The organism is Infirmifilum lucidum, assembly GCF_014876775.1.
Taxonomy (GTDB): Archaea; Thermoproteota; Thermoprotei; order Thermofilales; family Thermofilaceae; genus Thermofilum; species Thermofilum lucidum.
Window position 1 is genome coordinate 1095998 of sequence record NZ_CP062310.1, and the last position, 23080, is coordinate 1119077.

The 23080-nt window shown below is 49.7% G+C and carries 28 protein-coding genes and 1 tRNA gene; 22 read left to right on the forward strand and 7 right to left on the reverse strand.

Annotated features, from left to right (window positions below; all coding sequences use genetic code 11):
• Positions 1–2: 2 nt before the first annotated feature.
• From rpoA1 to IG193_RS06210, 9 genes are read left to right on the forward strand one after another with little or no spacing between them, the layout of a single operon-like run.
• Complete coding sequence (gene rpoA1, locus IG193_RS06170) at positions 3–2654, forward strand: DNA-directed RNA polymerase subunit A' (RefSeq protein WP_192818314.1); 2652 nt, start codon at positions 3–5, stop codon at positions 2652–2654.
• Positions 2654–3871, forward strand: a complete 1218-nt coding sequence (rpoA2, locus tag IG193_RS06175) for a DNA-directed RNA polymerase subunit A'' (protein ID WP_192818315.1) — start codon at positions 2654–2656, stop codon at positions 3869–3871. The genes rpoA1 and rpoA2 overlap by 1 nt, the downstream gene beginning before the upstream one ends.
• The gene (locus tag IG193_RS06180) at positions 3868–4182 is read left to right on the forward strand and encodes a 50S ribosomal protein L30e (RefSeq protein WP_192818316.1); all 315 of its coding nucleotides are present in this window, start codon (positions 3868–3870) and stop codon (positions 4180–4182) included. Before rpoA2 ends, IG193_RS06180 begins: the two co-directional genes overlap by 4 nt.
• A complete protein-coding gene (locus tag IG193_RS06185; RefSeq protein WP_192818317.1) occupies positions 4179–4634 on the forward strand; it encodes a NusA-like transcription termination signal-binding factor in 456 nt (151 codons plus the stop codon). The genes IG193_RS06180 and IG193_RS06185 overlap by 4 nt, the downstream gene beginning before the upstream one ends.
• A gap of 50 nt (positions 4635–4684) precedes the next feature.
• Positions 4685–5128 carry a 30S ribosomal protein S12 gene (locus tag IG193_RS06190; RefSeq protein ID WP_192818318.1) on the forward strand — a complete coding sequence of 148 codons (444 nt, stop codon included), beginning with the start codon at positions 4685–4687 and terminating at the stop codon, positions 5126–5128.
• 4 nt (positions 5129–5132) lie between these two features.
• Positions 5133–6029, forward strand: coding sequence for a DNA-directed RNA polymerase subunit D (locus tag IG193_RS06195; RefSeq protein ID WP_192818319.1), 897 nt, complete (start codon positions 5133–5135; stop codon positions 6027–6029).
• A gap of 33 nt (positions 6030–6062) precedes the next feature.
• Complete coding sequence (locus IG193_RS06200; RefSeq protein WP_192818320.1) at positions 6063–6422, forward strand: 50S ribosomal protein L18e; 360 nt, start codon at positions 6063–6065, stop codon at positions 6420–6422.
• Positions 6423–6433: 11 nt separating this feature from the next.
• On the forward strand, positions 6434–6892 hold the full coding sequence (locus IG193_RS06205; protein ID WP_192818321.1) for a 50S ribosomal protein L13: 459 nt from the start codon (positions 6434–6436) through the stop codon (positions 6890–6892).
• The gene (locus IG193_RS06210; RefSeq protein WP_192818322.1) at positions 6889–7287 is read left to right on the forward strand and encodes a 30S ribosomal protein S9; all 399 of its coding nucleotides are present in this window, start codon (positions 6889–6891) and stop codon (positions 7285–7287) included. The genes IG193_RS06205 and IG193_RS06210 overlap by 4 nt, the downstream gene beginning before the upstream one ends.
• Here the strand turns inward: IG193_RS06210 and IG193_RS06215 are convergent.
• Positions 7284–7508 (reverse strand): DNA-directed RNA polymerase subunit N, encoded by a 225-nt coding sequence (locus IG193_RS06215; RefSeq protein WP_192819754.1) that lies wholly within the window; start codon positions 7506–7508, stop codon positions 7284–7286. The genes IG193_RS06210 and IG193_RS06215 overlap by 4 nt on opposite strands.
• Positions 7509–7625: 117 nt before the next feature.
• On the opposite strand from IG193_RS06215, the gene IG193_RS06220 reads away from it, so the two are divergent.
• The 3 genes from IG193_RS06220 to IG193_RS06230 all read left to right on the forward strand — a co-directional run bounded on the left by IG193_RS06220 (position 7626) and on the right by IG193_RS06230 (position 8821).
• Entirely contained in the window at positions 7626–8273 is a 648-nt protein-coding gene (locus IG193_RS06220) for a hypothetical protein (RefSeq protein ID WP_192818323.1), read from the forward strand.
• 186 nt (positions 8274–8459) lie between these two features.
• Complete coding sequence (locus IG193_RS06225) at positions 8460–8600, forward strand: hypothetical protein (RefSeq protein WP_192818324.1); 141 nt, start codon at positions 8460–8462, stop codon at positions 8598–8600.
• A 53-nt stretch (positions 8601–8653) separates the two neighbouring features.
• The gene (locus IG193_RS06230) at positions 8654–8821 is read left to right on the forward strand and encodes a hypothetical protein (RefSeq protein WP_192818325.1); all 168 of its coding nucleotides are present in this window, start codon (positions 8654–8656) and stop codon (positions 8819–8821) included.
• Between the two features lie 123 nt (positions 8822–8944).
• Here the strand turns inward: IG193_RS06230 and IG193_RS06235 are convergent.
• Positions 8945–9040, reverse strand: a tRNA-Val gene (locus tag IG193_RS06235).
• Positions 9041–9183: 143 nt separating this feature from the next.
• Between IG193_RS06235 and rpsB the strand changes: the two genes are divergently transcribed.
• Genes rpsB through IG193_RS06255 form a run of 4 tightly spaced genes read left to right on the forward strand, consistent with a single transcriptional unit; the run spans position 9184 to position 12339 of the window.
• The gene (rpsB, locus tag IG193_RS06240; RefSeq protein ID WP_192818326.1) at positions 9184–9912 is read left to right on the forward strand and encodes a 30S ribosomal protein S2; all 729 of its coding nucleotides are present in this window, start codon (positions 9184–9186) and stop codon (positions 9910–9912) included.
• 44 nt (positions 9913–9956) lie between these two features.
• Positions 9957–10811 carry an AmmeMemoRadiSam system protein B gene (gene amrB, locus IG193_RS06245; RefSeq protein ID WP_192818327.1) on the forward strand — a complete coding sequence of 285 codons (855 nt, stop codon included), beginning with the start codon at positions 9957–9959 and terminating at the stop codon, positions 10809–10811.
• Positions 10812–10820: 9 nt separating this feature from the next.
• Positions 10821–11924 carry a type 2 isopentenyl-diphosphate Delta-isomerase gene (fni, locus tag IG193_RS06250; RefSeq protein ID WP_192818328.1) on the forward strand — a complete coding sequence of 368 codons (1104 nt, stop codon included), beginning with the start codon at positions 10821–10823 and terminating at the stop codon, positions 11922–11924.
• Entirely contained in the window at positions 11911–12339 is a 429-nt protein-coding gene (locus IG193_RS06255; protein WP_192818329.1) for an archease, read from the forward strand. Before fni ends, IG193_RS06255 begins: the two co-directional genes overlap by 14 nt.
• On the opposite strand, the gene IG193_RS06260 is transcribed toward IG193_RS06255, so the two are convergent.
• Positions 12336–12719 carry an HVO_A0114 family putative DNA-binding protein gene (locus tag IG193_RS06260; RefSeq protein WP_192818330.1) on the reverse strand — a complete coding sequence of 128 codons (384 nt, stop codon included), beginning with the start codon at positions 12717–12719 and terminating at the stop codon, positions 12336–12338. The two genes, IG193_RS06255 and IG193_RS06260, sit on opposite strands and share 4 nt — an antisense overlap.
• Positions 12720–12791: 72 nt before the next feature.
• On the opposite strand from IG193_RS06260, the gene IG193_RS06265 reads away from it, so the two are divergent.
• From IG193_RS06265 to IG193_RS06280, 4 genes are read left to right on the forward strand one after another with little or no spacing between them, the layout of a single operon-like run.
• The gene (locus IG193_RS06265) at positions 12792–14240 is read left to right on the forward strand and encodes an RtcB family protein (RefSeq protein WP_218042126.1); all 1449 of its coding nucleotides are present in this window, start codon (positions 12792–12794) and stop codon (positions 14238–14240) included.
• Between the two features lie 37 nt (positions 14241–14277).
• Positions 14278–14886, forward strand: a complete 609-nt coding sequence (locus IG193_RS06270) for a 30S ribosomal protein S7 (RefSeq protein WP_192818331.1) — start codon at positions 14278–14280, stop codon at positions 14884–14886.
• 51 nt (positions 14887–14937) lie between these two features.
• Positions 14938–15927 (forward strand): replication factor C small subunit, encoded by a 990-nt coding sequence (locus IG193_RS06275; protein WP_192818332.1) that lies wholly within the window; start codon positions 14938–14940, stop codon positions 15925–15927.
• On the forward strand, positions 15927–17165 hold the full coding sequence (locus tag IG193_RS06280) for a replication factor C large subunit (protein WP_192818333.1): 1239 nt from the start codon (positions 15927–15929) through the stop codon (positions 17163–17165). The genes IG193_RS06275 and IG193_RS06280 overlap by 1 nt, the downstream gene beginning before the upstream one ends.
• 17 nt (positions 17166–17182) lie before the next feature.
• Here the strand turns inward: IG193_RS06280 and IG193_RS06285 are convergent, their stop codons facing one another.
• The 4 genes from IG193_RS06285 to IG193_RS06300 form a co-directional block, all read right to left on the reverse strand.
• On the reverse strand, positions 17183–17563 hold the full coding sequence (locus IG193_RS06285) for a hypothetical protein (protein ID WP_192818334.1): 381 nt from the start codon (positions 17561–17563) through the stop codon (positions 17183–17185).
• A gap of 77 nt (positions 17564–17640) precedes the next feature.
• On the reverse strand, positions 17641–18678 hold the full coding sequence (mtnA, locus tag IG193_RS06290) for an S-methyl-5-thioribose-1-phosphate isomerase (RefSeq protein WP_192818335.1): 1038 nt from the start codon (positions 18676–18678) through the stop codon (positions 17641–17643).
• Between the two features lie 30 nt (positions 18679–18708).
• Positions 18709–19302 carry an endonuclease dU gene (locus tag IG193_RS06295; RefSeq protein WP_192818336.1) on the reverse strand — a complete coding sequence of 198 codons (594 nt, stop codon included), beginning with the start codon at positions 19300–19302 and terminating at the stop codon, positions 18709–18711.
• Between the two features lie 10 nt (positions 19303–19312).
• Positions 19313–20413, reverse strand: coding sequence for a M24 family metallopeptidase (locus IG193_RS06300; protein ID WP_192818337.1), 1101 nt, complete (start codon positions 20411–20413; stop codon positions 19313–19315).
• A gap of 104 nt (positions 20414–20517) precedes the next feature.
• Between IG193_RS06300 and IG193_RS06305 the strand changes: the two genes are divergently transcribed.
• A complete protein-coding gene (locus IG193_RS06305) occupies positions 20518–21891 on the forward strand; it encodes a hypothetical protein (protein WP_192818338.1) in 1374 nt (457 codons plus the stop codon).
• Between the two features lie 5 nt (positions 21892–21896).
• Positions 21897–23075, forward strand: coding sequence for an HIT domain-containing protein (locus IG193_RS06310; RefSeq protein ID WP_192818339.1), 1179 nt, complete (start codon positions 21897–21899; stop codon positions 23073–23075).
• The last annotated feature ends 5 nt before the right edge of the window (positions 23076–23080 follow it).

Genomic DNA, 23080 nt, shown 5'->3' on the forward strand with positions numbered 1-23080 from the left:
AGATGAGCGCATCTAAAGTTGTGGCTGGAGTAAAATTCGGTATACTATCACCTGACCTAATTAGGAAGCTCGCTGTAATGCGTATTGAAACTTCCGAGTTGTACGACGAGGAGGGTTTTCCGATACCTGGAGGACTAATGGATAGAAGATTGGGGTCGATTGAACCAGGTACAGTATGCCAGACTTGTGGGAACAGAGCCGTCAATTGCCCTGGACACTTCGGCTACATAGAACTAGCCAGGCCAGTTATTCACCCGGAGTTTGCACCGTATATAGCCAGCATTTTAAAGGCTACGTGCAGGCACTGTGGCAGAGTAAAGATACCCCAGGAGAAAATAGAGATTTGGAAGAAGAGAATGAATACTGTTGCAAAACACTGGCCCTCGCTGAGGTATAAGTACGCGCAGGCCGTAATGAAGGAAGCGGCAAAAGCGCAGAAGTGCCCTCACTGCGGTAGAGTCCAGTACAAGATTAAGCTAGAGAAGCCCTACACGTTTTACGAAGAGCGAGAAGGCGGCTTAATCAAACTTACACCTCTGGAAGTAAGAGAACGTCTCGAGAGGATCCCCGACGAAGACCTAGAGATCCTGGGGCTAGACCCAAAGGAAGCGAGACCCGAATGGATGGTCTTAAGAGTCCTACCAGTTGTCCCCCCGTCTGTCAGGCCCTCAATAACTCTTGAGTCGGGAGATAGATCTGAAGACGATCTTACTCACAAGCTTGTAGACATCGTGCGGGTTAACCAGAGGTTAAAGGAGAGCATTGAAACCGGCTCTCCACCCCTAATCATCGAAGATCTCTGGGGACTCCTGCAGTACCACGTTGCAACGTATTTCAACAACGAATTGCCCGCGAACCCCCCAGCTAAGCATAGATCTGGACGCCCGCTAAGGACACTGGCGCAGAGACTGAAGGGGAAGGAGGGCCGCTTTAGAGGCAGTCTAGCGGGCAAGCGCGTAGACTTCTCAGCGAGGACGGTTATATCTCCAGACCCGAACCTCAGTATAAACGAGGTAGGCGTCCCAATAGAGATCGCGAAAATACTCACTGTTCCCGAGAAAGTCACTCCGTGGAACATCGAGAAGTTGAAGAAACTTGTAATAAATGGCCCGGAGACTTGGCCCGGGGCCAACTACATAATCCGGCCCGATGGGTCAAGGATAGACCTACGTTACGCTAAATATAGGGAGGAGATCGCGCAGTCGCTGAAGCCAGGCTATATTGTCGAGAGGCACCTACAAGATGGCGACATTGTCCTGTTCAACAGACAGCCGTCTCTACACAGAATGTCGATAATGGCGCACGTCGTAAAAGTTCTACCCTATAAGACCTTCAGGCTAAACCTCTTGGTGACGATTCCATACAACGCTGACTTCGATGGCGACGAGATGAACTTGCACGTCCCACAGAACGAGGAGGCGCAAGCAGAAGCGCGAACCCTAATGCTGGTGCAGGAGCACATAATGACGCCTAGATACGGTGCCCCAATAGTAGGTGCAATACACGACTACATAACCGGAGCATACCTCTTAACCAGGAAGGACGCCATTTTCGACAAGCACAAGGCGTTATTACTCTTGTACAGTGCTAACTATAAAGGGCCACTACCCGAGCCGGCCATCCTAAAGCCTGGCCCTTACTGGACGGGAAAGCAACTTGTAAGTCTCTTCCTTCCAAGCGACATGGACTATATCGGTAGAGCTACTGTGGCTCCAGCATCGGGTAAATGTGATCAAGAGTATTGCGAGAATGATGGCTTCATACTGATAAAAAAGGGCAAATTACTGCTAGGTGTCTTTGACAAACAGGCTGTAGGAGCAGAAAAACACGGAACCGTGCTTCATGAGATTGTCCGCGAGTACGGTGTTGAGAAAGCTAAGGAGCTCATGGATGGGCTCTTCAAGATGTTTGTTGTCTACCTAGACATGCACGGTTTTACGATGGGTGTAGATAGCGTCGAGATACCACTTGAAGCAGAGAGCGAGATTAGGAAGGTCTTGCAAGACGCGGAGGAAAGGGTTCTTAATCTAATAGAACAGTACAGAAGAGGCGAGCTGCAACCCATGCCAGGGAAAACTAGGAAAGAGACGCTTGAGGATCTGATAATGAACGTGCTAGCTGAGGCTAGAAGTAGAGCAGGCGAGGTAGCTGGAGCATTTCTAGGAATGAAGAACCATGCAGTCATAATGGCAAAAACTGGGGCGAGAGGTAGCATGCTAAACCTCACACAGATGGCTGCAACCGTAGGGCAACAATCGGTTAGGGGTAAAAGGATAGAACGCGGGTATACCGAGCGGACGCTCCCGTACTTCGATAAGGGTGATCTATCGCCTCTCTCTAAAGGTTATGTGTACAGCAGCTTTAGGAAGGGGCTTTCACCGGTAGAGTTCTTCTTCCACGCGATATCTGGTAGGGAGGGTCTAGTAGATACTGCCGTTAGGACTGCCCAGAGCGGATACATGTACAGGCGCCTGCAGAGTGCGATACAGGACTTTTACGTGGCGTACGACGGAACAGTACGCAACAGTGAGGGGATAGTGATTCAATTCCGGTATGGAGAGGACGGAGTAGACCCGGCCAGGAGTGATCACGGCAAGCCCGTTGATGTTGAAAAACTAGTTAAGAGGGTGGTCGCACTCAGGGGTGAAGTGTAGTGAGGGAGCCTATATCTGAGGATGAGCTTTGGAGCGAGATCGAGAAATACCACGACACCCTCCCATACTCGTTACGCCGGGAGCTGTTCGAGAAGATAAGACAGTATGGGCTTAGCCGTGAAGAGGCTCTTGCCGTTATACAAGAGGCCATTAGGAGGTACCTTTCGAGCCTTGTTGCCCCTGGAGAAGCAGTTGGGATGGTTGCTGCCCAATCCATTGGAGAGCCTGCTACGCAGATGACTCTAAGAACTTTCCACTTCGCCGGTGTCCGAGAACTCAATGTTACACTAGGGCTACCGAGGCTGATCGAGATAGTAGATCTACGACGAGAACCCTCTACTCCTCTTATGGAGATATACCTTGAACCTGAGATAGCCAAGAATGAACAAGAGGCGCTACGGCTTGCGAGGGAAATAGAGCTGACAACCGTAGAGACTCTTTGCAAGAGTATTGTAATGGATTACTATGAGAAAAGCATCATCCTAGAACTCGACCCGGAAATGCTAGAGAACAGGGATGTTACTGTTGATGACGTTGTAAAGGCTCTAAGCAAGGTAAAAGGCAAGAAGGGCAGAATTGAAGTCTCGGAGGACGGGTATACGATAACATTCTACACGGGGCTAGAGGATCTCATCAAATTCCGGCGTATGTATGATAGAGTCCTCAACTTGAGGGTTAAAGGCATAAAAGGCATAAGGCATGCTATAGTCAAGCCCATTAGGGACGAGAATGGAAGCTTAAAAGAATACGTCATTCTAACGGAGGGAAGCAACTTCCAGGCCGTCCTTTCACTTGAAGGGGTTGACGCCAGGAGAACGAGGACAAACAATGTTATCGAGATATACGAAGTTCTCGGAATAGAGGCTGCCCGTGCCGCGATAATAAACGAGATAAAGAAAGTTCTAGACGAGCACGGCCTAGACGTCGACTATCGCCACATCCTAATGGTCGCCGACGCCATGACGTACACCGGGAAGGTACGCCAAGTAGGGCGCCACGGTGTAGCCGGAGAAAAGGGAAGCATACTGGCGCGTGCAAGCTTCGAAGTCACGGTCAAGAACCTCGTCGAGGCGGCCATGAGAGGGGAGGTGGACGAGCTCAAAGGAGTAATAGAAAACGTTATAATTGAAAGCAAGCCTATCCCGATTGGCACTGGAGCTGTTAAGCTTAAAATGAGGTACTCAGAATTTAGTAAGGATGAGGGTGGAAATAAATGAGTAGTGCTGATTTCGTGAGAGAGTTGCAGACAGCCCTGAAAACTGGGAAGGCCACGCTAGGGTATCGGAGCACTTTGAAGGCAGTAGTAAGCGGCAGAGCCAAACTGGTAGTACTGGCGCGGAATGCCCCAGCAGTCATCTCGGAGGAAATAAAATATTACGCTTCTCTGGCTCAAATACCCGTCTATGTCTTCAATGGGAGTAGTCGCGAGCTTGGCGCTGCTTGCAACAAGCCTTTCCTCGTATCCTCAATAGCGATAATCGACCCCGGTGAAAGTAACATCTTGCTGTACGCACAGGGAGCCACATGAGCTCAAGTACAAGCAACAGAAGGCTTACCAACGAAGAACTTCAAATGATGAGCCTCTTTGAGCAGGTAACAAACATTCCCCCCAAGGACTGTATTCTAGATCCTCAATTTAATAGGTTAATCTTTGTTGTGGATAAGGGCCTTGCAGGCCTCGCTGTAGGTAGAAGTGGCACGAAAGTGCGCATACTAAGGGAGATGTTTAAACGCGACGTCGAGATAGTCGAGGACGGTCAGAGCATTGAGGAGCTAACAAGGAACACTCTGTACCCTGCAAGAGTCGTAGATGTGTCCGTTAAGAACGAGGGGGGCAGAAAAGTCGTGGTCGCTTCTGTTCCGCGCGATCAGATCGGGCTCGCCATAGGTAGGAACGGTAGGAATGCCGCTAGGGCGAAGCTCCTACTATCCCGGTATTTTGGTGTGACAGACCTTCGGATAGTTAACTTTGAGTCTTGATGGCCAAGCCTAAAAGTTTTTAAATAGGGATTTACAATACGTGAGGGAGTATGCCTGGGAGTAAGTCACCTAGAGGCATGTTTGCTGCAAGAAAGCTTGAACTAAAGAGGAAAAAATTCCGGTGGAGTGACTTAGAGTACAAGCGAAGAGTACTGCAGCTGAAGAAGAAAGTTGACCCGCTAGAAGGCGCCCCCATGGCGAGGGGGATAGTGATAGAGAAAGTCGGGATTGAAAGTAGACAGCCAAATAGTGCTGTGAGGAAATGTGTAAGAGTACAGTTAATTAAAAATGGTAAAGTCGTCACCGCCTTCCTCCCCGGTGACGGTGCCTTGCTGTTCGTCAACGAGCACGACGAGGTAGTCATCGAGGGGATAGGCGGGCCCGAGGGAAGAGCTTACGGAGATTTGCCGGGTGTAAGGTGGAAAGTAATTAAAGTAAATGGCGTCTCTCTGAAGGAAATACTGCGAGGGCGGAAGCAGAAGCCTACGAGGTAGGTATATGACCTCTCCCTCTGCCCCACGCGTCATTGTCTTGGAGAGCAAGGGGAATACACTCACTCTGGTCTTTGAGGGTGTAACTCCAGCACTCGCTAACAGCATCCGGAGAGCCATTCTTTCCGAAGTCCCTACACTCGCTATTGATGAAGTCATCTTTGCGGCGAATACAAGTGCATTCTGGGACGAGATGATAGCACACAGGCTAGGCCTGATCCCGCTTAGGGTCGACAATGAACTCTACGACGCTCTGAGAGACTGCTACGAGAATCATGGCAACGACTGCCAGGTAATTTTCTCATTGTCAGAAGAAGCTATAGAGCGACCCAAAACTGTTATGAGCGGGCACCTGCGCTTTGAAGGCATTGAGGGCGTTATTCCCTTTAAAGAAGGCTTGGCCATAGAACCCACCTCAAAGTACATACCAATTATCAAGCTTGCCAAGGGACAGCGTCTCTCCTTAACGGCAATTGCCAGAATGGGTGTCGGCAGAGAACACGCTAAGTGGCAACCTGTATCCGCAATCGGGTACAAATACAAACCTGTGGTAAATATTCTGAAGAGAGAGATTCCGGAGGATTTAGCTACCAAGTTGGTCAACACTTGCCCTCGGAGAGTTTTCGGGTACAGGGACGGTAAATTGGTAGTAATCAACGAGAATTCCTGCTCCCTCTGCCGCGAGTGCGCCGAGAAGTTTCCAGAAGTTGTTGACGTGAAGGGCGACCCCTCCACGATCATAATGACTATAGAATCACTGGGGGGCTTGCCTCCGAGTAGAATAGTTGATGTGGCCTTAGACGTTCTCATCGGGAAGCTGGAAAAGTTTCACTCTAAAGTATCGGAGGCTGTCAATGCCTACCTTGCACCTTCACTCAGAGAAGGCTCTGGGCAAAGTTTTTAACCGAAGCTTGGGATGTAGAGCGGGGTTTCAAGTATGCGGCAGACGATGTCTACGAACATCTACCTGAGGCGTCTGATACACACTCTGAAGAAGTATAGCAGGGAGTTCAAGGCACCAGTATGGCGAGACATTGCCGAGCGCCTCTCAAGACCTACCAGGAAGCGGGTAGAAGTCAACCTTAGCAGGATTAACAGGCATGCTAGGGATGGCGACGTGATAGTTGTTCCAGGGAAGGTTTTGGGGAGTGGTACCCTGTCCCGTAAGGTTACCGTTGCCGCCTGGCGTTTCTCGCGTAGTGCGTATGAGAAAATAAGGAAAGTCGGGGAGGCAATAACCATTGAGGAGCTTCTCAGGAGAAACCCCTCTGGGAGTAATGTGAAGATGATCACATAGGGGTGAGGGTGTTGAGCAACGTTGTTGTAATTGATGGAACTGGGCATGTTGCAGGTAGACTCGCAAGCGTAGTCGCAAAGAGGCTTCTGCGTGGCGAGAGTATCGTTGTAGTCAACGCTGAAAAAATAGTTGTAACAGGCAAGTCGGAGTCTATAATTGCCCATCATCTCAAGAGATGGGTCGAATGGAGGACATACTACAACCCTGAGAAGAGAGGGCCGAAATACCACAGAACGCCAGATAGGTTGTTCAAGAGAATGGTTCGCGGAATGCTACCTCGCGATAAGCCTAGAGGGCGTGAAGCATTAAAAAGGCTCAAAGTTTTCGTAGGTGTGCCCGAAGAGTACCGCAATGCACAATTAACAAGGATAGATGAAGCACTGTTCAAGAACCCCTTCGTGTCCTACCTCACGCTTGGAGACATCTATACCAGATTATCGAATAGAGTTCTCGAGGGTGGCGAGAGATGAAGGTTGTTTTAGCGTCTGCGCGCAGGAAGACGGCGAGGGCTAGAGTTGTAGTTAAGGAGGGCAAGGGCAGGGTATTCATCAACGGCGTGCCTCTAGAGATATTAGAGCCTGAAGTTGTGAGACTGAAGATAATGGAGCCAATACTCCTTGCCGGCGACCTCGTAAAGAACATAGACATTCATGCTGAGGCCAGAGGGGGAGGCATCATGGGGCAAGCCTCAGCTATCAGAACAGCCATAGCCAGGGCTATACTGGAGTGGAGCGGGAGCGAGGAGCTGAAAAAACTATACCTCGCCTATGATAGACACCTGCTTGTAGAGGATCCGAGGCAGGCAGAGCCGAAAAAACCGCATGGAAGATCTGCACGCGCGAAGAGACAGAAGAGCTACCGCTAGGGCTTATAGGGTAGGTACAGTTCCTCTATAGTCCCGTACTCCAATATCTTGTCAACGAGATCAACATGGGAGAGAAACATTCTCCGGCAGCAGTAGCGTCTAATACCTAGCTCATTGAGAACTTTTTCGGGGTCTTCTCCGCTCTGAACTCTAGTTGCGAACTCATGCCATTTATCACCAATTAAACTACCGCACGTGAAGCACCTGATGGGAAATATCATTCCTCTAACACCCTCTATCCATACACGCTGAGCTAGAAGTTTCACTAATTCGCCTATTTAAATGTATTTTCTTAATGCTCCCGAAAGCTAGATATTTAGGTACTGCTTGAGTATAGCGTGGCTAGGCTCGATGAGGCTTCTCTAGTAAACGAGTTACAGCTCACTAGGCCAATCGTCATTAGAACCACTCCTGGATACGAGGGAGAAATAATCCGGGCGATAACGAGAATAGCCTCCTCGCGTGGCTTAACCATGTATGTCTTCTCGAGAGGGCTCTGTCAAGGCTGTTGTGTCTCAGAAACCAGTCTTCTTCACGCCTTAAGGAGGCTCCTCAGGAAGCTTGACCCCTTCTCCCACGCACTGCTCGATAAGGATATCGAGACGCTTGGGGGTCTGATATCGAAATACCTTGTACTTTCATCAGAGCAATGGAGTGCTAGTAGAGAAAGCATACTCAATGCTCTCCTATTCTCTAGAAGGCTTACATGCGATAACGAGAACCGGCAGCACAACGTAGAATGCCCGGAAGATGCTCTATCTGCTGCAATCCTTACTGAAGCACTGAATTACGAGCACTCAGGAAGAGGGAGTAAAGCGCTAATATTGTATAGTTGTGGCGAGGTATTCAACGAGAGGGTATTCAATAGGATTCTGAGCACTAACCTCCACGTGAAACCTGTATTCCTCGTCGCCAACAGATCCAACACTCTCGCACTGGACAAGCAAGGGCGCACCGTTATGTACACTTACGACATACCCTTCTGAGATAACTGCTGTAGACCATCAGAGTCAAAACTCTATTTTACAAAAAATCAAGCAAGAGGCAGTTATTAAATAAACAGCTAAAATAAGCAAAATATGAATCTAATCAGGATATGAAGCCAGGAACCTGCCTCCGCTACTGGCTTCACGGACATGGAGGGTAATGCAACTTGGGAAGGGGGAAAGCACGTGTTCACTGGGTGGAGTGGAGACGCGAGTGGAAGCAACTTGACTTCAAGCCTCGTACTCACGGATTCCCCAAAGAGAGTAGTTGCGGAGTGGAAGAAGCGGTGCTATGTGGTGGCTGAGACCCCCACAGCTACTTCATAGGGGGGAGCGACTGGTACGACGAGGGGAGCTGTGTAAGGTTGGCTTTAAGAGACATGTTCTTAGGATTTCTAATCCAGGATGTCTTTGACGACTTTGAGAGTGTAGACTACTCTAAGGACAAGGTTATGGGCAGAGGGGAGGGTCGAGTCTACGTAGATTCCCCGAGACGCATCAGAGCGGTATTCATCGTCACTGTATTGACTAGAAGGAGGAAAAAGTAGAGCCAGTGAACACGGAGTCTGCCTGGAAAAGCGAGGAGGTAGGTGGAGAGATGCGTTGAGGAGAGAGGAATCTATGAGTGATGCGGAGTTTAAAAGCGGTTATCCGGTTAAAATACACAAAAATGGGCCCGCCGGGAATTGAACCCGGGACCTCCACCGTTCTCAGGCGGCGTGTGCCGCCTTGTCAGGGTGGCATCCTAGCCGCTAGACGACGGGCCCTAACATTCATGCTGATACATGGTAATGTTATAAAAGTTTTTGCTCTAAGCTGGTTAGAGGCTCGAATTTCAGGCCCGAGCTCTCTGCTGAGATCTATCCTTTGACAGGTCACTACTTCAGGACTAGGTTTTTCCTGGGCCACTATGCGACTGGAGTTCTTCAAAGAGAAATATTTAAAAATATTGAAAGAGTTGAGTCTTAGTCTGTCTCACGGGGTGAACGTTACGGTGAGCTTGGACGAGCTGAAGACCGTGGAAGGCGAGCTACTCATACCGCTAGAGATGTACTTGACGGCAGGCATTCGTATCGGCACAAGGATGAAGAGCAAGTTTATGGAGCCCTACATCTATGCCGCTAGGCCTGACGGCCTTTATCTACTCGACGTCAAGAAGACCGACGAGAGGATTAGAATAGCTGCTCGCTTCATAGCTCGTTACGAACCGAGCCGGGTTGTCGCTGTATCTGGCAGGCAGTACGGCTTTAGGCCTGTCAGGAAGTTCTGCGGGCTCGTAGGCTGTAAGCCCATTCTCGGGAGGGTTTTACCTGGAACTTTCACAAACCCTGCCTTGGCACACTATACCGAGGCTGATTTACTGATGGTGACGGATCCCCGCGTCGACGAGCAGGCTATAATCGAAGCCGGGAAAGTAGGAATACCCGTAGTAGCCTTGTGTGACAGCGACTCGCCGATCACTAACGTCGACCTCATAATCCCAACGAACAATAGAGGTAGAAAGGCCCTAGCCCTAGTTTACTGGCTGTTGGCGAGAGAGGTTCTCAGGGCCCGCGGAGATTTACCTCCCAATGGCGAGCTCCCTGTCCCCCTGTCCGACTTCGAGGCGAAGATACTAACAACTGGAGAAGTAGTCTAGCGAAAGTTTTTATCCACGCATATAGGCTAACAGATTGGCGTATTATGTCCAAGAGGTACCCAGCACACGCAGGCTACTTTTATCCCAAAGAACTGGAAGCTCTACGAGATGCGATAACCAAAACATTCCTCCATGTGTTAGGGCCCGGAAAGCTTCCGCCCCAACCACCATCTTTCACCGGTAACCTAATCGGCGTTGTATCGCCACACGCTGGCTACATTTACTCGGGTCATGTTGCCGCACACGGTTACCTTGCACTGGCAGAGGCTGGCAAGCCAGAAGTCGTTGTGGTCTTAGGGCCAAACCACCACGCCCTGGGGGCTCCAGTGGCGTTTGACGAGAATGAGGTCTGGACGACACCTCTAGGGGACGTAGAGCTCGATGTTGAGCTCGAGAAGGAAATGGCTTCACGGGAGCCGCTCCTGCGTTTCGACCTAGCCGCTCATATGTATGAGCACTCCATAGAAGTTCAGGTTCCGTTCCTTCAGTTCATTTTCGGGAGTGACTTCAAGCTTATACCTATCTCGATGATGCTTCAAACGCCCGAGGGTGCAAGGAGGGTGGCTAGGGCAATAGTAAGCGTGATGCAGGAACATAGCGTAAAATTCTACGTGGTTGCCAGCTCCGACATGAGCCACTATGTGGACGCGAGGGTTGCTAGCAGGAAGGACAGTCTGGCAATCGAGAAGATAAAAATGCTTGACGTAGACGGACTGTACAATGCTATAATTGAGGAGGACATATCTATGTGCGGCTACGGCCCCGTTATGACGCTGATGGAGGTTGCAAGGCTCACGGGCTTTACGAAAGTTAGCCTCTTGAAATACGCCGATAGCGGCGACATAACAGGCGATAAGAGCGAAGTCGTGGCATACGCCTCTATCTCCTTTGCAAAGTAGGGGGTTTGTGTGGAGTTCAGGACGACCTCACGCAAAGACAACCACATAGTACTTTCAGTCAAGGAGGATGTCTCTTCGAGAACTTCCCCTTGGTTCGAATACCTGAGGTTTGTCCACCAGTCGATACTGGAAACATCGCTGAGCGATGTCGATATCTCAGCGAGCTTCCTGGGGCATGCTGTTGAAGCACCCATAGTCATTAGCGGCATGACAGGAGGAACCGATCTTGCAAAGGCTATAAACGAATCACTAGCCAGGCTAGCCCAAAAATTCAAAATACCAATAGGCGTGGGTAGCCAGAGAGCGGCACTTGAAGACCGCTCGCTTGCGCGTACATTCTCGGTAGTGCGGGAAAACGCCCCGGACGTCCCAGTAATAGCGAATATAGGCCAGAGCCAAGTCGCTGCCGGAGTGAGTAGGGAGGAAATCCTGTACCTGGTAGAGATGATACAAGCGGATGCTATCGCCGTGCACATAAACCCGCTACAAGAAGTCTTACAGCCAGAAGGGGAACCAGACTTCAGGGACTTCGTAAGGAAGTTAGGAGAATTCGTAAAGGAGTCCCCTGTGCCGGTTATAATCAAACAGACCGGAGAAGGCCTCTCGAGGGAGTCTGCTAGCAAATTACGTGGAATTGGAATTGAAGGCATAGACGTCGGAGGAGCTGGAGGAACGTCCTTCGCGGTGATCGAAGGTCTGAGGTCGCGCTTCTACGGTAGAGATCTCCTGGAGAAAGTGGCGAGCACGTTTGCGGACTGGGGGGTTCCGACCGCGGCCAGTATTCTCGAAGTTAGGGAAATTTTCCCAGACAAGCTACTGATAGCAACTGGTGGTATTAGAAGTGGCGTTGACGCGGCAAAGGCTTTGAGGCTCGGAGCAGACTTCGCCGGAATAGCAAGACCTATACTTAAGGAGCTGTACGAAGGGGGGCTTTCAAGGGCTGAAAAATATCTCGAACAGGTAATTAAAGAGCTCCGGGTCACTCTCTTCCTAACTGGAAGTTCTAACCTCAACGAGTTGCGGAGCGCCCCAATAGTCATCTTTGGGGATCTCCTACACTGGGTGAAGCAGAGAGGACTGCGGGTTCCAGGGTGGGAGTATGGGGGGGTTTGAGATCCTCCCGCATACAGCTGACGTCCTTGTAAAAGCCTGGGGAGATACCCTCGAAGAAGCTTTGTCATATGCGATACTGGGCTTCTATGAGGTCATGACAGATACCAGCAAGGTCACTTCCGTAGAGCGTAAGACAGTCAGAGCAGAGGGATTCGATCTAGAGAGCATGCTCTACAATCTCATCGAGAGTTTAGTAGTACTGTTCGATGAGGAAGCCTTCATTGCCTCAAGAGTTGAAGGGCTCACATACACAGAGGATGAGAATAACAAGAGAGTGGAAGCGGTCTTGGCCGGAGAAAAATTCAACATGGAGAAACACGAGTCGAGAGTCCTTATAAAGGCCGCTACCTACCACTTGATGAAGATCTGGATCCAGGACGGCAAGTGGTATCTCCAATACGTAGTGGACATTTAGCTGTGGCTCTGCACCTCGATGACTACTCTCTTGAAGAGTAGCACAGGGATCTTCTCACGTCCCCTGTCGATGAACGTCAGGAGCCTGTGCTTCTTGAGGAAGACAAGGTCTCTATGGATGTTTGGAGGCGACCTGTGTACGGCTTCAGCCAGCTTCGTGATGTTATATTCTTTCTTCGACGACAAAACCTCTACAATCTCAACTATTTTATCGCTTAGTAGCCTACGTGCCACCTCAAGCGGCACCTCCTCGCGAATCCACATTGGTGGCTCTTCTCCCTCTTCCTCATACTCCAGGTAAGCCTTCCTAAGCCTTGCTATTCTCCTTGCTTCTATGAGGTCTTCTGGTGTCAGTGCTCTCTCAATAAAGACCTTTATCATTTCATGAGAAAATTATCCTACAAGTATAATAAAGTTTTTGAGCATGAAGAGATATGTGATAAGCGAGTACATATGGCTCCTCCATTGAGAAGAATTACAGAGTATCTATGGGAGATACCGGAAAAGTACAAACCAGGAATGAGAGTGCCAGGCTTAGTAATTGCTGATGAAGTCCTGCTAGCTAAAATGAAGGAGGATCTGACTCTAGAGCAAGTAGCCAATGTTGCTTTCCTGCCAGGAATATACAAGTATTCTATTGTACTCCCAGACGGGCACCAAGGATATGGTTTCCCGATAGGTGGCGTAGCAGCCTTCGACGCCGAGGAAGGAGTCCTCAGTCCGGGGGGTGTCGGCTACGACATAAACTGCGGAGTAAGGGTGCTTCGGACAAGCCTTATGGAGTCTGAGGTTAGGCCTAAACTGCGAGAACTCGCTGAAACACTGTTCAGGAAGATCCCCTCAGGACTTGGAAGCACTAGCGGGCTCGAGCTGAGCTTCAGCGAGCTTGATAGAGTTCTCGAGGAAGGTGTCGAGTGGGCAATTTCTCGTGGATACGGCTGGAAGGAAGACGTCGAGCACATCGAGGAAGGCGGGAGGATGGAAGGCGCAGACGCCAATGCTGTGTCAAGGGAAGCTAAACAGAGAGGTAGGAATCAGCTCGGCACGCTTGGGAGCGGGAATCACTTCCTAGAGATTCAGAAGGTAGATAAGATATATGATCCCCAAATAGCCAAAGTCCTTGGTATTGAGAGGGAGGGCCAGGTAACTGTAATGATTCACACGGGGAGTAGAGGCCTTGGACACCAAGTCGCCAGCGACTACCTCAAGATTATGGAGAGGCTCGTTCACAAGTACAAGATGCCGTTGCCCGACCGAGAGCTAGTCTCTGTTCCGGCTACAAGTGAAGAAGCACAGAGGTACTTCGCCGCAATGAAGGCGGCAGCGAATTTTGCATGGACCAATAGGCAGGTCATCACTCACTGGGTAAGAGAAAGCTTCCGCTCTGTTTTCAAGAAAGATCCAGACACTATAGATTTACGTGTAATTTACGACGTGGCCCATAACATTGCAAAATTAGAGGAACATTTAATAGATGGGAAGCGGGTAAAAGTATACGTACACAGGAAGGGGGCTACGCGTAGCTTCCCGCCAGGCCATCCAGACATACCGTCAGACTACAAGAGCATTGGACAGCCCGTGCTTATACCGGGCTCGATGGGCACGGCCAGCTATATACTGGTCGGGACGCAGAAGGCCATGGAGCTGACGTTTGGATCTTCGCCGCACGGCGCGGGCAGGGTGCAGAGCAGAGCCGAGGCGAGGCGTAGCGTTAGAGGGCAGGAGATAAAGAACGAGCTTGAGAGCAGGGGCATTGTGGTGAGAGCAGCAAGCCTGGCCGTTGTTGCCGAAGAAGCTCCAGACGCATATAAAGACGTGGACAGAGTTGTGCTCGTGGCCGATGCCGTCGGCATAGCAAAGAAAATCGTGAGAATGGTTCCGATAGCGGTTGTCAAAGGGTAAGAAAACAATTTATACTGTATGCTGTTAGAGTAGTGGTATGTCGGAGGAGGCTAGAGCCACTGTGCTGAAGACTCTGAGTGGAGAGGAAATAAAACTGTTTGGCAAGTGGAGTCTCTTAGACGTAGAAATCAGAGACCAAAGCCTACGTAGGTATATCTCGCTAAAGCCGGTGCTTGTCCCGCACTCAGAAGGGAGACATGCTAAGAAGCGCTTCGGAAAGGCAAACGTATCAATAGTGGAGAGAATCGCAAACGAGTTAATGAGGCCTGGGAGGAATGCCGGCAAGAAAATACTTGCGCTCAACATTGTGAAGAGAGCATTCGAGATCATCGAGCTCAAAACAGGGAAGAACCCTGTCCAAGTCCTAGTTTGGGCAATTGAAAACGCGTCCCCAAGAGAGGAAACTACACGAGTTATATACGGCGGGATTCTCTACCACGTGTCAGTAGACGTATCGCCCCAAAGGCGTGTCGATCTGGCCCTTAGATTTATAACTGAAGGAGCACGCGCCTGCTCTTTCAATAACCCCAAGACTATCGAGGAGTGCCTGGCAGACGAAATCGTTGCCGCTGCATACGGCGACTCGAACAGCTATGCGCTGAGGAAGAAGGAAGAAATAGAGAGGATTGCTCTAGCGTCGCGGTAAATTTTGCCCATTAGCTTTAATTCCCAGTTACTCTCCCATTCTGTGGTGTACATGTCAGACGTCGAGGTATGGGTCGAAAAATACAGGCCCCGTTCTCTTGATGAGATAGCTGACCAGGAGGAAATAGTGCGGCGTCTCAAGGAATTCGTCAGGACAAAGAGCCTCCCGCATCTACTCTTTGCAGGCCCCCCTGGTACCGGTAAGACTACAGCGGCTCTAGCCTTGGCACATGACCTCTACGGTGACCACTGGCGTGACAACACTCTCGAACTGAACGCTAGCGACGAACGTGGAATAGACGTGATAAGGAGCCGTATAAAGGATTACGCCAGGACGCTACCCATCGGGGATGTCCCATTCAAGCTCGTGATCTTGGACGAAGCAGATAACATGACAGGCGATGCGCAACAAGCCCTCAGGAGGACGATGGAGCTTTTCAGTAAGAATACACGCTTTATACTAATTGCGAATTACGTCTCCAAGATAATTGAACCGATACAGTCCCGTTGTGCAGTTTTCCGCTTTCAACCGTTGCCGAAGGGCGCGGCGATCGAGAGGCTTAAGTGGATCGCCTCACAGGAAGGAGTTGACGTCAGCGAGGAAGCACTGGACGTTATTTGGGAAGAGGCGCAGGGTGATTTGAGGAAAGCGATAAATACTCTTCAGGCAGCCTCGGCTATAAAAAGAAATGTTACTGCAGAAGTGGTATACGAGGCACTGGGAAAAATCAGGCCCAGGGAAGTTGAAGAAATGATTCAGAGTGCACTGAAAGGGGATCTCGTAGGGGCCCGAGAAAAGCTTAGAGCCCTGCTCTACAATTACGGCTTATCGGGCATCGATATAGTCCGCTTCATACACAGGGAGATCTTCTCAGTGAGGAAAACAGTCAGGCTGGATACAGCGACTCTAGCAGAGCTAGTATCCCTAGTAGCTGAGGCTAATTATCGCATCGTTGAGGGGTCAGACGACGAGATACAGCTCATGGCTCTCCTGTCAAAACTCGCCTTACTAGCCCAGAGGCAACCCCCAGGCGGGAAGTAATGTCCTCAGCGAGGTTCATTCCTTGGGCCGAAAAGTATAGGCCTAGACGTATACAAGATGTGGTCGGGAACGAGGAGGCCAAGAAGGAATATGTTGCATGGCTAAACTCATGGATCCGCGGAAAACCCTCGCACAAGGCAGTTCTGCTTTACGGCCCGCCTGGATGCGGTAAAACTAGCATCGTCTATGCTACGGCGTCGGAGTACAACTGGGAGCTCATTGAAATAAACGCCAGCGATGTTAGATCCAGGGAAGCCATACAGAGCCGAGTCTTCCCTGCCATACAGACGGGCTCCATCTACGGGTACTCAGGCAAAATCATACTCATCGACGAAGTCGACGGTGTATGGACACGTGAAGACGTGGGGGGGATGGACGCTATCATAGAGCTGATAAGTAAGTCCAGGTATCCGGTAGTTCTCACAGCAAATGATCCCTGGGATCCTAAGCTAAAGGATCTGCGTGAAGCCTGCAAGCTAATAGAATTTAAGAAAATCGGAAAACGCGATGTAATCAGGGTATTAGAGGACATATGCTCTCGTGAGGGAGTACACTGTGACCGTGATGTACTGTCTGCTATCGCAGATAATGCTAAGGGGGATCTTCGCGCTGCAATAAACGACTTGCAGACGATTGCCATGGGACGCAAGACCATAAGCCTCGCAGACCTCCAAATCCTGGGTGAAAGGGCTGAACAGGAGAACATGTTTGAAGTTGTGAGAACCGTCCTAACAGCTAAGACCCCGGAACAAGCTCTATCTGTTACGCGGTTACCCTCACTCGACTACGAAATGCTCATCCAATGGCTTAGCGAAAACATCGTCGCCCAGTATACGCCAAGCTATAGGGCGATTGCTGACGCTTACGATGCCCTGTCCATGGCAGATATTTATCTTAGTAGGATGAAGCGCGAGCAGATCTGGGCACTCTTGCCCTACGCTTTAGAGCTGATGACAGCTGGAGTGGCCAGCGCGCGAGAGAGGCCTCCTTTCAAGTTCGTGAAGTACAGTTTTCCCGAGAAACTCAGAATACTCTCAAGGATAAAAACTAAGCGTGAAAAGTTCGTGGAAGCAACACGTAATGCTGCCAGGCTGCTCCACGTGTCTACATCTACATTCAGGACAGAGTTCCTCCCGTATATAAGGCTCATAAACTCGTATAACCCAGAGCAGGCAAGGAGAATCCTCGCCTCACTCGGGATAAATGAAGAAACGGCGAAGTACATTCTGGAGACTTAGCGCGCCTGTTGCTAGAACTATTTGATTACAGCGCTCTCAAGCTTCTCCTTTTTGTTCAAGCGTCTATGTCTTATTATCTCACTGAGTAGTTCTTTCTCGGAGAAGAAGCTCTGGTGCTCCACTTCAATTATCGGAATTATTGAGTATTTACTGTCCGATGCCCAGGCATTCGAGACCAAGACCTCACCTGTAAAGTTGTTAAACAGGATATAGCCCCCTTGGAGGGGCTGCGCCGTCTCGTAGTAATATATGACGCTAGGCTCTCCTCCAAGCGTTACAGGTACAAAGTAGACGTGTGTGCTGTTCAGTTGATAGTGGTGTACCAGTGGTATCTGACTAACATTTAACACATGTATGAGATCTATCAGGCGCTTAAGCCGTATGAGTTTCGCTGTCATTATCACTCATCAACTCTGACATCTCGATGCGACTAAAAAGACCCACGCATTTCATGAAAGTAGAAAGGATTAAGTTTTTAAGCGAGAAGTCGGGGGATACTCTTCTCGAAGGGAGGGTAGATCAGGCCTTTCTCGGTGATGATACCGGTGACCAGCTGCGGAGGGGTCAGGTCGAACGCATAGTATATTGCTGTAACCTCTTCGGGGGCAATCCTATAGCCCTTTATGTACAGGACTTCGCTGGGATCTCTCCTCTCGATCTCGAAGTCGTTGGGCCCCACCGATTTAAGGTCAAAAGAACTGGTTGGCGCTGCTACATAGAACGGTATATTGTGGACGCGTGAAACCAGCGCTAGCAAGTATGTTCCCAGCTTGTTTGCAACCCAACCTGTCTTAGTAATCCTATCAGCACCGACTATCGCGAGGTTAATCTTCTCCTTCATGGCAAGGATACCGATACTGTTGTCGGTGGCGACATAGACGTCGATGCCTGCTTGGGCGAGCTCCCACGCTGTTAGCCGGGCCCCTTGGAGGTAGGGTCTGGTTTCAAGTGCTATTACCCGGAAGTTCTTCCCCCTTTCTTTCGCTACATACATCGGGGCTGTCGCCGTCCCCCAGTAACTAGTCGCCAGCGAGCCTGCATTACAAACAGTTATAATGGTATCCCCGTCTTCGATTAGATCGGCGCCTATCTCTCCAATCCTTCTGTTAGCCTCCTCATCCTCCTTCTGTATTTTCAAAGCTTCTTCGATGACGATACGCCTGGCCTCTTCAATGCTTGTAGTGCTTTTAGCTCTACTGAGCACCCTCTCAACGGCCCAGAAGAGGTTCACTGCTGTGGGGCGCGTTCTCTTCACTTCCTCTGCCACATATGCTAATTCCTTTAAGAAGCTCTCAAGAGAGTCCCCGTTAAAATGCCAGGCGAAAAGTGCCATAGAGAAGGCAGCTGCCACACCTATGGCTGGAGCCCCTCGAATCTCCATATCTTTAATTGCCCTGGCCAAGCGTCTCCAGTCGGTCGTCTCTATATAGACTAAGTTCTCTGGCAGCTCCTTTTGGTTTATTAAGCGGACAACGCCGTCTCTCCACTCAATAGTTCTCGGGAGTTTTAGCATAAGTTATATCTCTACGGCATAAAAGATAAATTATTTTTGGAGGAATGAAGGATCGTTCTCCTCGAGGAACAAATAAATGGCTCTAGCGATACTCTGTGCTATGCGCAGTGGCTCTGGGACTTTTCCATGCTTAGTAACAGCGTTGAGCAACTCTCTGAGATCCTCTTCTCCGATGCCCTCGTACCGCGCGTACACATAGCTCCTAGAGCTGCTTATGTACACAAGTCGGCGCTCGCCAAGATTAGAGTACATCTTTAGGCGCCCCTCATCGCCTGGAAAGTACTTCTCCAAGAATTTCTCGAGGCCGCTCGATTCCTCGTAGCTTAGACACACGACTGGTATGCCCAGTTCTCTGTAAAGAGTTTTTATGTCTACGATGTTAAACCAGCTTATTATACATCCGTTCAACATTACAGCGTTGATGTCTTGCCTACCCGTGTTTCTTACGAGTTCAACTATCTTCTCTGTTGCGTCGAGTCCGCCTACAGTCAACCATGTGAGATAAACTCCGTCTACTATTCCATCCCTCCTGTATGATACAGCTGCCAATATGGACTTCCTCAGTTTCTTGTTAAAGCATTCGGCCATTCCTAGTACGCGGAATGCAGGCTTCGTGAACTGCAAGGCCGTAGCCCTAGATAAGGTAATCCCTAGGGAAATATGTCAGTAGCTCTGCGCCGCCCTCCTCGACCAGGATCATGTCCTCTACTCTTACTCCCAGATACCCAGCCATGTAGACTCCGGGCTCGACGGTTACGACGTCGCCTGGGAGCAGTAAAGCCTCGCTCTCAGAATTCAAGTACGGCTCTTCGTGGACTTCAATGCCTACCCCATGCCCGAGGCCGTGGTTGAAGTAGAGGTGTAGTCCCTCCTCCTGGAGCGCCTTGTACGCAATGAAATAGACATCCCTAGCAGCCTTACCTGCCTGGATACTTTCCATCGCGCGTTCCTGCGCTCTCACGACAGCTTTTAATATCCTTTCTTGCTTCTGAGAGGGTTTGCCAAAGATCAGAGTCCGCGTTATATCGCTACAATAGCCTTTGACTCTTGCCCCAAGGTCTATCTTGACGACATCTCCCTCTTTCAGTGCGCGTTGCGTCGGCTTTGCGTGTGGCTGTGCAGCATGTTCTCCGAATGCGACTATTGGGTCGAACGAGGGGCGCGCTCCACCTCTGAGGAGGGTTACGAGCACTGCTGTGACGACGTCAAGCTCTGTCACTCCGCGGTCAAGAGCGTCAATTGCCCTTCTCATGGCTTGCTCAGCAAGCCAGGCCGCCTCCCTAATTATAGCGAGCTCGACTTTGTCCTTCTGTCTCCTAAGGGCTACAACATCCCGCGTAATATCAACAGGCTCTGCTCCAAGTTTCTCGGCGAGCTTTTTCTTTGTTTCAAGCCCCGCGCCGCCGATGCCAATTTTCTCGGGGGGTAGTCCCTCTAGGAGTTTTCCGATGACATCGTACAAGTCTCCTCTAATCACTTTCTCGTATTCTGCGACATCCGTCTGACGAGAGAAGGCGTAAACATCGCCAATAACGTGCTCCTCGACAGCCCTCAGGTATTCAAGTCTGCTTGAAAGTAACAGAACATCCCCTCTGTCTAGGACTATCGCTAGGCTCGGTGCATCCGTTCCAGCGAAGTAGTAAATGTTAGCCGGTGAGAAGATGAGAGCCGCTTTAAGGTTCTTGTTAGAGAGTATGCCTAGTAGCCTTTCAACATGGCTCTTAAATGGTTCCACGTGAGTTCATGCTCCTAATGCGAAATATATTGTTTTGCTTTGTACTGATAACCTAGGAGCGACAATGCTTTTAGGAGGTGTGCGTTCGACACTATGTTTGAGTAATGGGCGCAAAGATAAGGGATCGCCTGCTCGCTACTACGAGTACCTTTGTTGTATCGGTAATGTACTCTGAGCTATTTCTCAACAACGCTAGTAGCCTAATGCTCTACATTGTCCCAGCGGTCTCTGCGTTAGTCGTACCCTCTCTTGGTGCACCGATATTCGTCCTAATATTTTTCCTAGAGCTCTACCGCTTAGAAGAACTCTTCCTACTTCTTGCTCTTTTACCATTCCTGTTATTTATACTCCTGAAGAACGTTCACAGCTGGGCATCATCTCTAGTCCTCCTAGTGCTAACACCCTTAATAGTAATCTACCCTCAGGTAACTGGAGTAGTTCTCGGCATGCTGTATTACCTGGCCTTTAAAGAAAAACCCAGAGAAGCTGTTTTTACCGGCGTAAGCCTCGTAGCTAACCTCTTCGTCATTTCCTTCTTGCTTTTAAAAGAATACGAGACAAGAATACCTCTGCTACTCCTACCCGGAGGTTTCCAAGCCACGGGAAATGAAATTAGCCGGGCTGCACTTTTCTACTCTACTTTCGCGAACAGACTTTTTAGCGATACTAAGCTACTTGCGGAGGCAATAGTGCTAGTTTCATCGCTAGCCGCTGTATCGCTGTTCGAGGGAAAAAACATGTTTTCACTCATTGCCCCTCAAACTGTCCTCTTAAGCACTACACCATTAATCGGGGGGCTGATGCCAAGTGACGTTGTTGGACTCGTTTTATCTGTGGGAACCAGTAGCCTATTCCATGTCGCTGAGCAGGCGTCTGTGAGTCTATATCCTCGTGTACTCGCCCTGAGAAACTTACTCAAGAAGAGAGGCCGCGAAGAAATCAGGAGTGATTACTCGGTGTTGTTCACCGACGTGGCAACAACCGCAAGGGAGCTGAAGCTACTATGCGAAACACTCCCTCCCGGCAGGAAAATCGTCATACTGGGTCTCAGCGAAGACGAGGAGAAATTATTTGTGAAGCATGTTCTTGGAGGAAAGAAGTGTGCTGCCAGTGTTGTTTTCTTCCACGAGTTAGGTCTAGAGAAACTCCTAAGCCTTCCACCCAATGAGACTATTGTCGTCTATATCCGTATACTGGACGAGAAGACAGCTCTATCCATGCTCTCAAAGCTGACGGGTTTTGATGCAGAAACAATTAGAGAACTGGTGCAACCGTACTTGGAGAAACTCAAGCGTATAAGTCGGGTTACGCTGTATAATCTCTCAAAGGAAATAGACGAGCTTATAAAACAGGGTGTAAGTGCCAGGAAAGCCTTTGACTCTGTGATGAGTAGGGTAGAGCCAGAATTAAACGAGGAATTTATACAAACTCTAGAAAAAATATATGTAACTTACGAGATTGTAGGCTTTGCAAGGTGAAAGCAGTGCTCCAGTCGAGTAAAATGTACCTAAAACTGGAGGAGATACCCTTCATGCACTGGGGCATCATAACACGCTATAACTTCTCACCTGACAAGCTTCACCTAGTACCGCGTAAACGATGGGATCCTCTATCTTCTGCGCCTATAGTACTGCCTGATGCCTCTGGGCGTCTCGTGCCGATAGGTAAGTGGAAAGGGCACTTCTCGTATATAAGTCCCATCCGGGGCTTAAGACCTGGCGAGGACAGTGATAGTAAGCCTAGAGATGTTTTCAAGGACATAATCTCCGGGAAAGACTACGCAATTTTCGTGGCGCTTGATGATAAACCCTATGACTCTGTCTTCAGTGTAGAGCCTATTGCTGTCGAGATCTCAAATACTAAGGCTGCCACGATAGTAAATAGGTTCCCCGCTATGGTGAGAGTCCTGGATCCTGAATTAGAGGGGTATCTACGCTCAAAACTAGAAGACAAGCACACTAGGATAGCGCGCGGCATAAACCTAGTGACATTCCCAGTTGACGCGTACTACGAGACGTTCAGCGAGGCGCCACCGGATTCGTTAGCTTGTGTCTTCAAGTCGCTCATACAGGCTATTAAGTCAAGCGTAGTAGAGGCCCAGAAACACGGGCACAGACTATTACCCGTGTATGTCTTCTTTAATATTGGGAAGATGGCCGGAGGCAGCCAGCCACGCCTACACGCCCAGACGTATATTGACTTGAACGAGGACGGGCATGGCACCTTCATGGAGAACCTCTTACAAGCCTTCGATTACTCGAAAAGCAAGTGTCACCTTTGCTCGTCTCGGCATGACGGGAGGATTGTTTACGAAAACAATACCTGGATAGCGTGGGCCACCTCTGCTCCTCGCCGTAATTTCCACGTCAGGATTGCGCCGAAGCGTCACCTAGAGAGGATAACCGATCTCGACGAAAGCGAAATCCAGGGCCTTGTAGACACTATTATTACAGTCTCGCAGGCAATGGACAAGGTAGGCATTATTAGAGACAGATATCTACTGATTTATAGCAACCCCTTCGGGTATAACTCGTTCTTCCACCTTTTCATCGACTTTATACCTTTCGAGAGAATTGGAGGCATAGAGATCCTAGATTCGGTACGCGTCGCTAGAGTGGCGCCAGAGGAAGCTGCGAGGATTATCCGCGGGGCTATTGGTTGACAAAA